This is a genomic window from Cognatishimia sp. 1_MG-2023 (genome assembly GCF_030548175.1).
In the GTDB taxonomy this organism is placed as follows: Bacteria; Pseudomonadota; Alphaproteobacteria; order Rhodobacterales; family Rhodobacteraceae; genus Cognatishimia.
In genome coordinates this window covers 389,314-402,673 of record NZ_JAUORX010000001.1, presented here as the reverse complement: position 1 = coordinate 402,673, position 13,360 = coordinate 389,314, and the positions used below count along the sequence as shown (strand labels likewise).

Sequence of the window (13,360 nt, the reverse complement as noted above, 5' to 3'; positions counted from 1 at the left end):
TTAGAGGCCTAGCTTTTTGGAAAGGTCGATCATAGCTTGAACGGACTTACGTGCGTTGATTGCCATTTCTTCGTCGACTTCGACCTGATTTTCCATGGTGTGCAGCACATAAAGGATTTTCTCGAGTGAGATTTTCTTCATGAAAGGACACATGTTGCACGGCTTGGCGAATTCGACTTCTGGCAGCTCGTCAGCGATGTTGGATGCCATTGAGCATTCCGTGACAAGCATCGCCTTGGCAGGCTTGTTGTCGTGTACCCATTTTATGATGCCGGATGTGGAGCCGGTGAAGTCAGATTCAGCAACCACTTCGGGAGTGCATTCCGGGTGCGCGATGATTTTGACCTGTGGGTCGTACTCGCGGTATGCGCGCATGTCTTCGGCTGTGTAGAGCTCGTGCACGATGCAGGAGCCTTCCCAGAAGACGACTTTTTTCTTGGATTGGTTCGCCACGTTTTGCGCAAGGAACTGATCCGGGGTCATGATGACCGTGTCGCTTTCCATTGCATCCACGATTTGCACAGCGTTGGAGCTGGTGCAGCAGATGTCGGAGGCGGCTTTGACTTCGGCAGTCGTGTTTACATAGCTGACCACCGGCGCGCCGGGGTATTTGGCGCGCATTTCTTCGACGCCTTCGGCGGTGATGCTTTCGGCCAAGGAGCAGCCCGCTTCCATATCTGGCATCAGAACGATTTTTTCTGGTGACAGGATTTTGGAGGTTTCGGCCATGAAGTGAACGCCGGCTTGGACGATCACGTCTGCTTCGACTTCTGTGGCTTTGATTGCTAGTTGTAGGCTGTCGCCCACAAAATCCGACACGCCGTGAAAGATTTCTGGGGTCATGTAGTTGTGGCCCAGAATGACGGCGTTGCGTTTGGCTTTAAGCTCGTTGATGGCTTTGACGTAAGGCGCATAGATTGCCCAGTCGGCCGGAGAGATCACGCGATCCATCTTGGCATAGATGTCTTGCATCGAAGCCGCCAATTCGGGGTTCGGGGCAAGGTCATAGTGATCAGAAAGAGTGGAGCGCACGTTGGTAAGATCGAGCAACGGTCAATTCCCTATTAGCTGCGTTAAGCCGCGTTTACACGGCTGTTACAGTGTAGGCTAGGGTTTTAAGGGAAAAATGGGGAAGTTCAGGTGGAATTTCCCGACTTTTATGTCGTTTTTGGGGTGATTTTCCAGGTGCGCGCGCGAAAGAAACGGTCCGCAAGGCTTTGATTGCGATAACTATATTTTTGGTAGGGACTAAGGCGTGGGTTTCAACCAGCGCAGAATCCAAGGCGCAATGGTGACGATTAAGGCGATGCGCAGGATGTGGTGTAGCACAACATATGTCAGATCTGCCCCGGCGATAATGGCAAGCACTACCATTTCGGATTGCCCCCCAGGCAAGAAGGCAAGATAGGCGTCTAACCCTGAGGCAGTGAGGCCCATGCGGGTGATGGCGATGATGAACGCTCCGCTGACAATAGCGAGTAGGATGCTGTTCACCACGCCCGCAAAGACGCAGGTGCGCATTTCCATCATGGTAAGGCCGACATAGCGGCTGCCAACGGCGATGCCGATAAAGAATTGGCTGGCCCAAATCATCTCGGCTGGTGGGCGTTGGGTGATGATGCCTGTTACGGAAAGGATGGTCGTTAAGATCATTGGCCCAAGGATAGATGCGCCAAACATCTTTAGGCGCACTGCGACGCGCCAGCCGATTAGGCCTGCGGCGATCAGAAGGGCGATTTGCAGAATGGGCGTTTCGGCGGCGGGTTTGCCGGGAGGGGCGACAAGGTCGATTTGCCAGATAGCTGTTAGCAGGAGTGGTGCTAAAGCGACGATAAAGAGCACGCGAGTGGCGTGGATTAAGGATAGGGCGCGCAGGTAGGCGCCGGCTTCTTCGCCGAAGATCAAGAGGTCTTGGAGGCCGCCGGGCATGGCGGCATAGTAGCTGGTGGTGGCGTCGAATTTAAAGACGCGGCGCATGAGTGGGTAGCTGGTGAAGGCGACGCATAGGATGAATATTGGCAGGATGGCGAGTGAATAGGCCATCTTTGGCAGTTCGGATAAGATTTCCGGTGTGATCGACGACCCAATGGCGACACCAAGGATTGTGCGGAAGGCCATGCCAAGTTGACCCGCGCCTTTCAGGTCTTGCCCTAGTAGCGCCGCGATCAGGCAGAAGGTCATGGGCCCCATTAGAAAGGGGAGCGGCAAGTTCAGCCACAGAAAAACCGCCGCGCCTAGGGAGGCGACGGCGGCAGTTTTTATTTGTACGAGGTGGCTTTGCATGGCCCGCCTTCTGATTAGTGCGAGTGCGTGGCAGGAGGGCTACGCACCCGAAGGGATTAATCGCCGTCGGCGACGCCTTCGGCGCGTAACCGTGCGCGGCGCTGGCGGTAGCTTGGTAGAACCACAAGAACCACAGCGAGACCAAGGAGTCCAAGTGTCATTGGGCGTTCCCAGATGAAAGCCATGCCATCATAAAGCTGCATTGCGCGGGAGAAGTTGTTTTCCAGCAATGGGCCTAAGATGAAGCCAATCAATAGGGGGGCCAGTGGGTAATCCGCAAAGCGGAAGGCGGTTGCTACCACGCCAAAGCCGACAAGGATCAAAAGCTCTGTCGCGTTGTTTTGCCCGATATAAGCGCCCATCAAGGTAAAGAACAAGATGAACGGGATCAGGTAATTGCGCGGAACAGAAAGAACCTTGGCGATGTAAGGGATCAGTGGCAGGTTCAAGATAAGCAGAACCAAGTTCCCCAGATACATCGAGATGATGACGGCCCAGAAAATCTGAGGTTCGTCCACCATCAAGCGTGGACCCGGGCTGACGTTAAGCGCGATGAGTGCGCCCAACAAGATAGCCGTGGTACCAGAACCAGGAATACCCAAAGTGAGAAGCGGTACAAAGGAGCCTGTGCAAGCCGCGTTGTTGGCGGACTCTGGGGCAGCGATGCCTTTGATGGAGCCTTTGCCGAACTCGTCCTGTTCCTCTTTGCTGGCGATGTTGCGTTCGACCGCATAGCCAAGGAAGGAGGCAATAGTCGCACCCGCACCGGGCAGAACACCGATAAAGAAGCCTTGCAGCGATTGGCGACCAATAACGGGCGCGATCTTTCTGCCTTCTTCTCGGGTGATGCGGAGGTCTTTGATTTCTCCGGTACTTTCACCATCTGCTGTCTTGGAGCGGTTGGGATCAAGCACAAGGTAGATCGCTTCGGGCAGGGCAAACAATGCCATCGCAAGTGTGATGAAGCCAAAGCCTGTTTGCAAATCCATGACGCCCATCGTGAAGCGCGGCATGTTAAACAGGACCCCTTCGCCGACGGTTGCCATCATCAGACCCAGAAGCGTCATCAGCAGAGCTTTGGTGATTTGGCCTGTGCCTGCAAAGGCTGCGATGGCGGAAAGGCCAACAACCATTAGCGCGAAGTATTCAGAGCTGTGGAAGAGTAACGCAACTGAAGCGAGGGCCGGGGCGAAGATGGCAAGTAGGATCGCGCCGATGGTACCACCTGCAAAGGAAGAGACCGCGGCAACAGTTAGGGCTTTGCCTGCTTGGCCTTTGCGGGCCAGCGGGTAACCATCAAAGCTGGTCGCAACAGTAGATGCCACCCCCGGAGCATTGATGAGGATGGATGACGTCGAGCCACCAAAGACCGCGCCGTAGTAAACGCCAGACAATAGGATTAACGCTGTGGCAGGGTCGCCGATGGTGATGGCAATCGGGATCATGATCGCAATGATCGACATAGGGCCAAGGCCCGGTAGCATGCCGATGAATGTCCCGATCAGACATCCGCCGATAACCATGAGAATGTTGGTGAACGTAAAGGCCGTTACAAGGCCTGCAATGAGTCCTTCGATCATGTCAGCCTCCGATCATGAATAGGGGAAGTGGGCTTAGGAAAATGCCCAGTACCGAGTCGACCAACCACCAGACAGTGCCAGCTGCGATGGCCGAGACGGTGCCCATGATGACAAAACGACGTTCGCCCAAGATAAAGCTACCAAGGAACAGAAACAGGAACGTCGCTGCTAAGAAGCCGATAGGGCGTAGCAACAAGGCGTAGGCTACCATCAAGGATAGTAGAATTATGGCCTGACCCAGTTTGTATTCGCGGAGGCGGGCAAATGTGATATCGCCGGTGTCTTCCTTTTCGGGCGCTTTCTCAACGCCAAGGAGGATGGCAAGGCTCATCAAAATAGCGCCGATGCTTAGAACTTTTGGGAAACTTGAGGGCCAGATGGGGCTGCGTTGCATGATGGGAGGCAAAAGGCCGTCCATGGTGAAAAACGCGGTGTACGCATAGGTGATGCAGATGAGGAGTATGATGAAGGCTATCCAGCGATCGAGCGCCATTGGGTGTCCCTTCCTTTCTTGTGAAATACGCCCGAACAATGCCGGGCGTATTGGAGTGTGGAAGGCAGGACTTAGAGGAAGCCCAGTTTACGCATTAGGTCGCCGATGACCTTTTCTTGGTTTTCCAAGAACGATTTGAACTCGTCACCTGGGTTGTGAATGTTGACCCAACCGTTGCGAGAGCGCACATCTTCCCATTCTGCGGTTTCATAGACTTTTGCGATGGCATCTTGGTACATCGTCAGCTTGTCCGCAGGCAAACCTGGTGCTGCGAAGAAACCACGCCAGTTGACAAACGTGGTGTCATTGCCTTGTTCAACCATAGTTGGAGCATCTGCATATGCATCAACGCGCTCGTCAGCTGTCACACCAATGATGCGTACTTCGCCTGCTTTCGCCAGTTCGATTGCTTCGGAGAAGCCGATTGAAACGGTTTGAACTTCGCCGGACAGAAGGCCCGCCATTGTTGCGCCGCCGCCATCGTACGGAACGTACTTCATTTGAACTGGATCAGCACCTGCTGCTTCGAAGACCATGGCCGCAACTAGGTGGTCCATGCCACCTGGAACAGAACCACCACCGACGGCAGTTTTCGCAGGATCAGCGTTGAAGGCTTCGATCAGGCCATTGACGTCTTGGATTGGGCTATCTGCGGCTACAACCAGAGCTGCGTAGTCGCCGATGGTGCCTGCAACCAGTGTTAGGTCGCGGAAAGACTGTGGGAATACGCCGGTCAAAGAACGGATCACGATTGGGGTGGAGTTCACCATCAGTGTGCCGTGCTGGCTTGCTGCGTTTTCGATCAGATACCCGATGGCTTTACCGCCGCCGCCACCTGACATGTTTTCGTAGGATGCCGAGCCAACGAGGCCGGATTTGGTCAGGGCTTCGCCTGTGCCGCGTGCTGTGCCATCCCAGCCGCCGCCTGCGCCACCTGGGATTAAGAAATGGATGCTATCAACAACCTTGTGGCCACCTGCAAGGGCTGGTGCGCCAAGGCTGATTGCTGCGGCTGTTGCCGCCATCATCACACGGCGTGTGAAGGTAAGTTTTGTCATGTGGTTTCCTCCCTTAAGACAAACTTTATAAACTTTCTTGGTACGTGTTTGGTGTGCTGACCGGCGGGGCAGGCAGTGCCTGATCGCTGACCAAAACACCGTCTGGATCGCAATAGATGTATTGACCCGGCTCAAAGAGCACGTTGCCAAAGGCGACGGGTACATCGATTGCGCCAATTCCTGTTTTTCCGCTGCGCGCTGGGCTGGTTGCTAGTGCCATAACGCCAAGACCCATCTTGCGCATTACAGAGACATCTCGAACGGCACCGTTTATGACAATACCTGCCCAATTGTTGTCTATTAAGACCTGTGCATTAATGTCCCCGAGCAATGCCGTGTTGCTAGAGCCGCCGCCATCTATCACGATAACGGCGCCTTGGCCGTCTGTGCGAAAAAGGGTCTGCGCGAGGCGAGTGTCTTCCATCGTAGCAACGGTTCGGATTGGACCGTGGAACTGAGATGTTCGACCAAAATTCTTCAGATCAGATGTGACACGACGCAGCATTCCTGGGTTTGCGTCCCAAAGATCCGCTGTCGGAAATGATGGCGTCATGGTGTAAGAGTTCCTTCTGGTGAAACGGTGCATTGTTCGGCGATGAACAGCCAATTTTGCAGAAATATCTCTTTTTTTGTGGCGATGGATGTTTGATCTAGCAACTGGAAGCTTACAAGATTTCATCTGGTAGAATTTTGAATACTTCGATTGAGAAAGCGTTTGGCCCCTATGCGCGACGCGCGAAAGTGCACGTGCGCTGTCTACATGTCCAACATAATGCGTCAGGTCACATGCCGTAGGTCGCCGTAAACGTTTCAAATCATCCCCCCATTTGACAAGCGACCCGGAAGCCGCCCATGACTGAAAGGGAACACGCGAAGCTGACACAAACCTGTCACGACGTGATGGGCCGTTTGGGAGGACGGAATGCGCTTCTTATTAGTTGAAGATAACGAAGGACTGGCAACCGCGGTTTTGGATCGGCTGCGTATGGATGGGCATGTGGTGGATCATGCTCCGGATGTTTCGATGGCTGAAGAGTTCTCAGCTACGGCTGATTACGACTTGATTTTATTAGATATTATGTTGCCTGATGGGGATGGTCGCGACTTTCTAAAATCGCATCGGGCACGCAAGGATGAGACGCCGGTAATCGTGCTGACAGCGCGTTCTGAAGTATCAGATCGGGTCGGTGTTTTGGACCTTGGGGCGGATGATTATATAACCAAACCTTTCGATTTTTCCGAGCTTGAGGCGCGGTGTCGCGCGGTGTTGAGGCGGCGCGGGGGGAGTTCTTCGAATGCACATCGATTCGGCGATTTGGTGTTTGATGCGCTTGCTGGGACGCTAGATGTCGATGGGGTGACGGTCGCATTGCGCAATAGAGAGCTGCGATTGTTGGAAATATTTATTTCAACGCCTAATCAGATTTTCTCAAAAGCGAAGCTGGTGGACCGGTTGTTTTCCTATGACGAGGACGTCTCTGAGAATGCAATTGAGGTCTATGTTGGGCGGTTGCGGAAGCATTTGGCCGGGTCAAATGTAGAGATTTCAACGGTGCGCGGACTGGGTTACCGCATGTCGAAGTCATGAGTGAATTGCCCCCCAGCACTGGGTCAATCCGGCGGCGACTGACGCTGCAATTGATGAGTGGTGCGGCGATATTGGCGACGATGTTGTTTTTCGTTGTCCTCAATGTCGCGCGGGATTTGGCGGAGTCTTCGCAGGATAACATCTTGTTTGCTTCGGCCACGTCGATTTTGGAATCGGCGGCGGTGCAGGGGGACGAGGTGGTCGTTGATATTCCTTATGGTGCCTTGTCGATGTTGGGGAACGTAAGCGATGATCGCGTTTTTTATCGGGTGATGGCCGGGCCGATGTTATTGACCGGCTATGATAACTTGCCTGAGATTGTGCGTGGGCGTGCGGAACCTTCGGGTTTTCTGACGGCCTCATATGGTGGTGAAGATATTCGGATGGTCGAGGTTTCGCGCCGGTTATCGCTGAATGGACAAGCGGTTGATGTGGCGGTGGCCGTGGCCCAAACGCGCAATGGGCAGGCGGAAACAGTGGCACAGATGACGCGGGTGGCCTTGTTTTCCGGGGCCGGGTTCTTTTTGGTAGCGGCGGTAATGGCTGTGTTAACGGCGCAATCTTCTATTCGGCCGCTTAACCGGTTGGCGGGATCGGTATCGCGGCGAGGGCCAAAGGATATGCGGCCCGTCGCGGGCCCAGTGCCCAGTGAAATGGTGCCTTTGGTGACGTCACTGAACCGCTTTATGGCGCGGCTTAAGACGTCCTTGTCACGATCTGAGGATTTTATTGCAGAGGCAGCGCATCGGGTGCGGACCCCGTTGGCGACAGTGCGGACGCAGGCCGAGGTGGTGTTGCGCCGTGTGGATCGGGATGAGAATCGGCAGTCTTTGCGGGAAATGATCCGAGCGATTGATGAAAGCTCGCGCGCGGCAGGTCAGTTGTTGGATCATGCGATGGTGACGTTTCGGACGGACCATTTGGAACGCGAGCATATCAACTTGGCCGATTTGGCAGAGGAACTTGTGGCGCGTTTGACCCCGGTGGCAGAGCTGAAAGAGTTGCAATTGGTGACGAAGCTGGATGCTGGGTGTGAGATATATGGCGACGCTATTCTGATCCAGAACGCGGTGCGCAACATTTTGGACAATGCCATTAAGTATTCGCAGACGGATCGCGAGATATTGCTCGAAGTTCTAAAGGGCGGTGAACGTAGCATTTTGCGGGTGACAGATCAGGCCGGGGGATTTCCGGATGCGCTGACCACAAAACTAACGGAGCGATTTGCACGCGGGGTTAATTCTGAGGGGACCGTTGGGTCTGGGCTTGGTCTAACGATCGCAAAAGAAGTGGTAGAGGCACATGGTGGGCAACTGCTATTGCAGAACACAGACAGAGGAGACGGCGCATGCGTCACCTTATCTTTTCCATAGTAACAATTTGCGTTGGCTTTGCTGCACAAGCCTTTGAAATTGAGGGGGAGTACCGATTTGGGTCGGATGATGCGAGGCAGGAAATACGCATCATTTCGACGGCTGATGTCGAAATTTTGATACCCTTGATGCGTCTTTTTTTGGATGCCAATCCTAAGGTTGCCATTGAATATACGTCTGTCAGTAGTGGCGATTTGATGACGGCAATTGTTGATGAAGGGGCACAGTTTGATCTGGCCCTGTCATCGGCGATGGATTTGCAGATCAAGCTGGCGAATGACGGATTTAGTGCAGAGCATTCGTCTGACGCGACGAAGCTGGTGCCGGATTGGGGAAACTGGCGCAACCACGTGTTTGCGTTCTCGCAGGAAGAAGCCTCTATCGTGGTATCGCCGGAAGCGTTTGAGGGCTTGGATATTCCGCGGGATCGGCAGGCATTGATCAACGTGTTGCGCAGTCATCCAGAGCGATTTGAAGGGCGCGTGGCAACCTATGATTTGGCACTGAGTGGTACAGGGTATCTGTTTGCCACCCAAGATGCGCGCACGACCGAAACCTATTGGCGGTTGATGGAGGTGATGGGCAGTTTGGATGCAAGGTTGTTTGGCAGCTCTAACGCGATGATCGAAGCAGTCAGCCGTGGTGAAATGGCCGTCGCCTATAATGTGTTGGGCAGCTACGCGCGGGCGCGCAAAGATTTGGACGGGATGATCGAGGTGATTGACCCGGCAGATGTGACTTCGATGATGTTGCGCACGGCTATCTTGTTGAAAGGGGCCGAGGAAACGGAATTGGCGCAAGGTTTTATTGACCATTTGTTGCTGAGCGCTTGGGGTGCTGAAGATGTGCCGGAGTACCCGTTTTATAAATGGCATTTGGATACGTCGGAGGCGGCAGCTGCGACAAAGCCGATCCGACTTGGACCGGGGCTGTTGGTGTTTCTAGATGCGCAGAAAAGAAAGCGATTTTTGCGGGAATGGTCCGCAGCTATTCGCCAAGAATAAGGGCAATGTTAAGCGGAGCGCTGCAACAGTGCAAAAGCAGGTGTTCTGACACTGGACCTTTGTCGCGCGATGGGGCATATGGGAATGGAATTTGCGGAGGCATCCATGAGCATTTTGAACACAATTCTAAGCGCCGTCACTTGGTGGAACGGCCAGACCTTAAACACTCGTATTCACACGTGGCGTAAAGGCGAGAAAGTGGGCGAAGACAATCAAGGCAATGTCTACTACCGCAACAAAGACGACAGCAAACGCTGGGTGATCTTTAACGGTGAAGCTGAAGCAAGCCGTGTGAATGCTGATTGGCATGGTTGGCTGCACCATACATTTGACGAGTTGCCAACGGACAAACCGTTGAAGCACAAGTCTTGGGAAAAGCCGCATCAGGAAAACCTTACCGGTACTGCGATGGCCTATGCGCCGGCTGGTTCGATTCGATCGGGTACGCCTGCTGAGCGTTCCGACTACGAAGCCTGGCAACCAGAATAACGACCTGAATTATGGCGCAAAAAACTGAAATCGTTGTCGGTGGCGTCGTTCTTGCGGCTGCAATCGGGTTTGTTGTTTACATGGGGCAGGCTACTGGGTTTGCCGCGCGTTCCACTGGTTATGAACTGACGGCTTCTTTCCGATCCATCGAAGGCATTACGGTTGGCACAGATGTACGCTTGGCCGGTGTTAAGATTGGGTCAGTGACCGACATTCGCTTGAACCCTGAAACCTTCCGCGCGGATGCTGCGATTACAGTTTTGGATGAAGTGGCTTTGCCAGATGACACGGCGATTGTGATTTCTTCCGAAGGTTTGTTAGGTGGGAATTACGTTGAAATTCTGCCGGGCGGATCGCCCTTTAACCTGGAGCCAGGTGACGAGATTGAAGACACGCAAGGTGCAGTTAGCTTGATTTCCTTGCTGTTGAAGTTCGTGTCTGGAAGTGGCAGCGAATGAAGTGGCTCGCGGGCACAGCTTTGGCGCTTTGCTGCTCTATGGCCAGCGCGCAGCAGATCATCATCGAAGAGCTTGATGGTTTGGAAGATGGCGTCACGCTGCGGCAGGCGCCTATCTTTGAGGAGATCACGGAAGAAGCCCGCGCGGTGGCTGGTACAGGCGCGATTTTACGTGGGCTTGATAAGCTGAACGGCCAGATTGCCGATGTGGAGCTGCAGAACGGGTTCAGTGTGGCCTTTGGTCAGCTGCGGATTGATCTGGCAGAGTGCCGCCATCCGGATGATAACCCAACCGGCGAAGCCTATGCGTTTTTGACGATCTATGATGGCCCTGCGGCGGGTGATCCGTTGTTTCAAGGGTGGATGATTGCATCATCCCCAGCGCTGAGTGCGATGGACCATGCGCGTTATGATATTTGGGTTCTGCGTTGTACAACATCATCTGCTGACGGTAGCGAATAAGCTGTAAAATCTGCGCTGCGTGTGATCGCTTCGGATAGTTGCTTGTGGTAGCTCGCGCGTGTGATTTCGATAGCGCCAAGCGATGCCAGATGTGGTGTAATGAACTGTGTATCAAACAGTAAATACCCGGACCTGTTCAGGTGAGCGATCAAAAAGGCCAAGGCAACTTTGCTAGAGTCAGTCGCGCGTGAGAACATGCTTTCGCCAAAAAACGCAGCCCCTAGTGTGACACCGTAGACACCGCCGACTAGTTTGTCATCTTGCCAAACTTCGATTGAGTGCGCTTGAGATCTGTCGTGTAAGGCGATGTAAAGCTTGCGGATTTCGGAGTTGATCCATGTGTCTTCGCGATCTGCGCAGCCATCGACGACGGCATCGAAAGCTTGATTAATCGTAACGCTAAATATGCCCGAGCGAATGCGTTTCGCCAAGCTGCGTGAAATGTGGAATTGATCAAGAGGGAAGACGCCGCGGCGCTTGGGGTCGACCCAGAAGATTTCCGGATCGTCCCGATGTTCTGACATGGGAAATACCCCCATGGAGTAGGCGCGCATTAGCATCGCTGGCGTTATGTCCGCCATACTATCGCGCGCCTTTCGGCATTAGCCGTATTTGGCGTCCAGCCACTTTTCCAACCAGTGAATGTTGTAGTCGCCGGAATGAATGTCGCCTTCTTCAAGCAGAGCATGGAAGAGGGGGATGGTGGTGTCGATGCCGTCAACGATCAGCTCGCCCAAGGCACGGTGAAGACGCGCAAGCGCTTCTTCACGGTTGCGACCGTGTACGATCAGCTTACCAATCAAGCTGTCGTAGTAAGGTGGGATGGAGTAGCCGTCATAGAGGGCGGAATCCATACGTACACCCAGACCGCCTGGTGCGTGGAAATGCGTGATCTTGCCGGGGCAAGGTGCGAAGTTGGGCAGGCGTTCAGCGTTGATGCGGACTTCGATGGAGTGACCATTGATTTCCAGATCGTCTTGCGTGAACGACATTGGCAGACCTTCAGCTACGCGGATTTGCTCGCGTACCAAGTCCACACCAAAGATCGCTTCGGTAACCGGGTGTTCCACCTGAAGACGGGTGTTCATTTCAATGAAATAGAACTCGCCGTTTTCGTAGAGGAATTCGATTGTGCCAGCGCCGATGTAGTTGATTTTGGCAACCGCATCCGCGCAGACCTTACCAATCGCGGCACGCTCTTCTGGCGTGATGCATGGGCCCGGTGCTTCTTCGAAGACCTTTTGGTGACGGCGTTGCAAGGAGCAGTCGCGCTCGCCCAAATGGACAGCATTACCCTTACCGTCGCCAAACACCTGAATTTCGATGTGGCGTGGAGTTGTCAGGTATTTTTCGATGTAGACTTCGTCGTTGCCGAAGTTGGATTTGCCTTCGGCCCGTGCGGTCATAAAGGCTGATTCCATGTCAGCAGCGGTTTGCGCCACTTTCATGCCTTTGCCGCCGCCGCCAGCTGTGGCTTTGATGATGACTGGGTAGCCCATCTCTTCGCCAAGCTTTTTGGCATCTGCCAAAGTCGCAACACCGCCGTCAGAGCCGGGAACGCAAGGAACACCGAGCGCCTTCATTGTGTCTTTGGCTGTGATCTTATCGCCCATGGTGCGGATGTGTTCCGCGGTCGGGCCGATGAAGGTCAGGTCGTGATCTTCGACGATCTGAACGAACTTGGCGTTTTCCGAAAGGAAGCCGTAGCCCGGGTGGATCGCTTGCGCGCCGGTGACTTCGCAAGCGGCAATGATCGACGCTACGTTTAGGTAGCTGTCGGTGCCGGGTGCTGGGCCAATGCAGATGGCCTCGTCTGCCATGCGAACGTGCATCGCATCGGCGTCTGCGGTGGAATGCACCGCAACCGATTTGATGCCCATCTCGCGGCAAGCACGGATCACACGCAGTGCGATCTCGCCACGGTTGGCAATTAGGATTTTATCAAACATGCCCGTGCCTTACTCGATGATGGCCAGCGGTGCGCCATATTCAACGGTGCCGCCATCTTCAACCAGAATGCGTTTCACAGTACCCGATTTAGGTGCTGGGATGTGGTTCATGGTTTTCATCGCTTCGATGATCATGATGGTGTCGCCTTCGGACACTTGTGCGCCGACTGTAATGAATGCAGGTGCGCCTGGCTCTGCTTGCATGTAGACCGTGCCAACCATCGGTGACGGTACTGCGCCCGGGTGGCTGGAAGGATCATCAACAGCTGAAGCTGCAGGTGCTGGTGCAGCAGCGACTGGAGTGGCTGCGGCGGCAGGTGCTGCTACGGGCGCAGGTGCTGCAACGGCAGCGACAACTTCTTTTTTGCGGCTGACACGAACGTTCAGGCTGTCATTGTCGCTATACTCGCGCATGACTTCCAATTCGGTCAGGTCGTTCTGTTGCAGCAGCTCTGCCAGAGCCTGGATAAAGGCGACATCAGAGTCGTGGGATTTTTTGCTCATGTTTATCCTCTGTCGCGCTCGTCTTAGCGCGCGTCTTGATTTGGTTTCCCCTAATGGGTGCTTATAGGCCAATTTTTACGTAAGGAAAAGCGGCGCTTGAAGGGGGATTTGGGGGGAATT

At 54.1% G+C, this 13,360-nt stretch carries 15 protein-coding genes; 6 read left to right on the top strand and 9 right to left on the bottom strand.

Translation table 11 applies throughout. The features are described from left to right. From nadA to rraA, 6 genes are all read right to left on the bottom strand, one after another. A complete protein-coding gene (nadA, locus tag Q4544_RS01965) occupies positions 1-1,050 on the bottom strand; it encodes a quinolinate synthase NadA (protein ID WP_303503667.1) in 1,050 nt (349 codons plus the stop codon). A gap of 198 nt (positions 1,051-1,248) precedes the next feature. After that, the gene (locus Q4544_RS01960; RefSeq protein ID WP_303503666.1) at positions 1,249-2,283 is read right to left on the bottom strand and encodes an AbrB family transcriptional regulator; all 1,035 of its coding nucleotides are present in this window, start codon (positions 2,281-2,283) and stop codon (positions 1,249-1,251) included. Positions 2,284-2,339: 56 nt separating this feature from the next. Further along, the gene (locus Q4544_RS01955; protein ID WP_303503665.1) at positions 2,340-3,863 is read right to left on the bottom strand and encodes a tripartite tricarboxylate transporter permease; all 1,524 of its coding nucleotides are present in this window, start codon (positions 3,861-3,863) and stop codon (positions 2,340-2,342) included. 1 nt (position 3,864) lies between these two features. Then, positions 3,865-4,356 carry a tripartite tricarboxylate transporter TctB family protein gene (locus Q4544_RS01950; RefSeq protein WP_303503663.1) on the bottom strand — a complete coding sequence of 164 codons (492 nt, stop codon included), beginning with the start codon at positions 4,354-4,356 and terminating at the stop codon, positions 3,865-3,867. A gap of 71 nt (positions 4,357-4,427) precedes the next feature. Next, entirely contained in the window at positions 4,428-5,414 is a 987-nt protein-coding gene (locus Q4544_RS01945) for a tripartite tricarboxylate transporter substrate binding protein (protein WP_303503661.1), read from the bottom strand. A gap of 25 nt (positions 5,415-5,439) precedes the next feature. Continuing rightward, complete coding sequence (gene rraA / locus Q4544_RS01940) at positions 5,440-5,967, bottom strand: ribonuclease E activity regulator RraA (RefSeq protein WP_303503659.1); 528 nt, start codon at positions 5,965-5,967, stop codon at positions 5,440-5,442. A gap of 369 nt (positions 5,968-6,336) precedes the next feature. Between rraA and Q4544_RS01935 the strand changes: the two genes are divergently transcribed. From Q4544_RS01935 to Q4544_RS01910, 6 genes are all read left to right on the top strand, one after another. Further along, positions 6,337-7,002, top strand: coding sequence for a response regulator transcription factor (locus Q4544_RS01935; RefSeq protein WP_303503657.1), 666 nt, complete (start codon positions 6,337-6,339; stop codon positions 7,000-7,002). After that, complete coding sequence (locus Q4544_RS01930) at positions 6,999-8,375, top strand: sensor histidine kinase (RefSeq protein WP_303503656.1); 1,377 nt, start codon at positions 6,999-7,001, stop codon at positions 8,373-8,375. The genes Q4544_RS01935 and Q4544_RS01930 overlap by 4 nt, the downstream gene beginning before the upstream one ends. Further along, entirely contained in the window at positions 8,351-9,379 is a 1,029-nt protein-coding gene (locus Q4544_RS01925; RefSeq protein WP_303503654.1) for an ABC transporter substrate-binding protein, read from the top strand. Before Q4544_RS01930 ends, Q4544_RS01925 begins: the two co-directional genes overlap by 25 nt. A 105-nt stretch (positions 9,380-9,484) precedes the next feature. Beyond that, the gene (locus Q4544_RS01920; protein ID WP_303503652.1) at positions 9,485-9,868 is read left to right on the top strand and encodes an NADH:ubiquinone oxidoreductase subunit NDUFA12; all 384 of its coding nucleotides are present in this window, start codon (positions 9,485-9,487) and stop codon (positions 9,866-9,868) included. A gap of 8 nt (positions 9,869-9,876) precedes the next feature. Next, entirely contained in the window at positions 9,877-10,326 is a 450-nt protein-coding gene (mlaD, locus tag Q4544_RS01915; protein ID WP_407063024.1) for an outer membrane lipid asymmetry maintenance protein MlaD, read from the top strand. Continuing rightward, positions 10,323-10,787: a DUF2155 domain-containing protein gene (locus tag Q4544_RS01910; RefSeq protein WP_303503648.1), complete on the top strand. Its 465-nt coding sequence runs from the start codon at positions 10,323-10,325 to the stop codon at positions 10,785-10,787. The genes mlaD and Q4544_RS01910 overlap by 4 nt, the downstream gene beginning before the upstream one ends. On the opposite strand, the gene aat is transcribed toward Q4544_RS01910, so the two are convergent. Genes aat through accB form a run of 3 tightly spaced genes read right to left on the bottom strand, consistent with a single transcriptional unit; the run spans position 10,733 to position 13,240 of the window. Beyond that, a complete protein-coding gene (aat, locus tag Q4544_RS01905; protein ID WP_303503646.1) occupies positions 10,733-11,368 on the bottom strand; it encodes a leucyl/phenylalanyl-tRNA--protein transferase in 636 nt (211 codons plus the stop codon). The two genes, Q4544_RS01910 and aat, sit on opposite strands and share 55 nt — an antisense overlap. A gap of 21 nt (positions 11,369-11,389) precedes the next feature. Further along, positions 11,390-12,736: an acetyl-CoA carboxylase biotin carboxylase subunit gene (gene accC, locus Q4544_RS01900; RefSeq protein ID WP_303503644.1), complete on the bottom strand. Its 1,347-nt coding sequence runs from the start codon at positions 12,734-12,736 to the stop codon at positions 11,390-11,392. A 9-nt stretch (positions 12,737-12,745) separates the two neighbouring features. After that, positions 12,746-13,240, bottom strand: a complete 495-nt coding sequence (gene accB / locus Q4544_RS01895) for an acetyl-CoA carboxylase biotin carboxyl carrier protein (protein ID WP_303503642.1) — start codon at positions 13,238-13,240, stop codon at positions 12,746-12,748. Positions 13,241-13,360 lie beyond the last annotated feature (120 nt).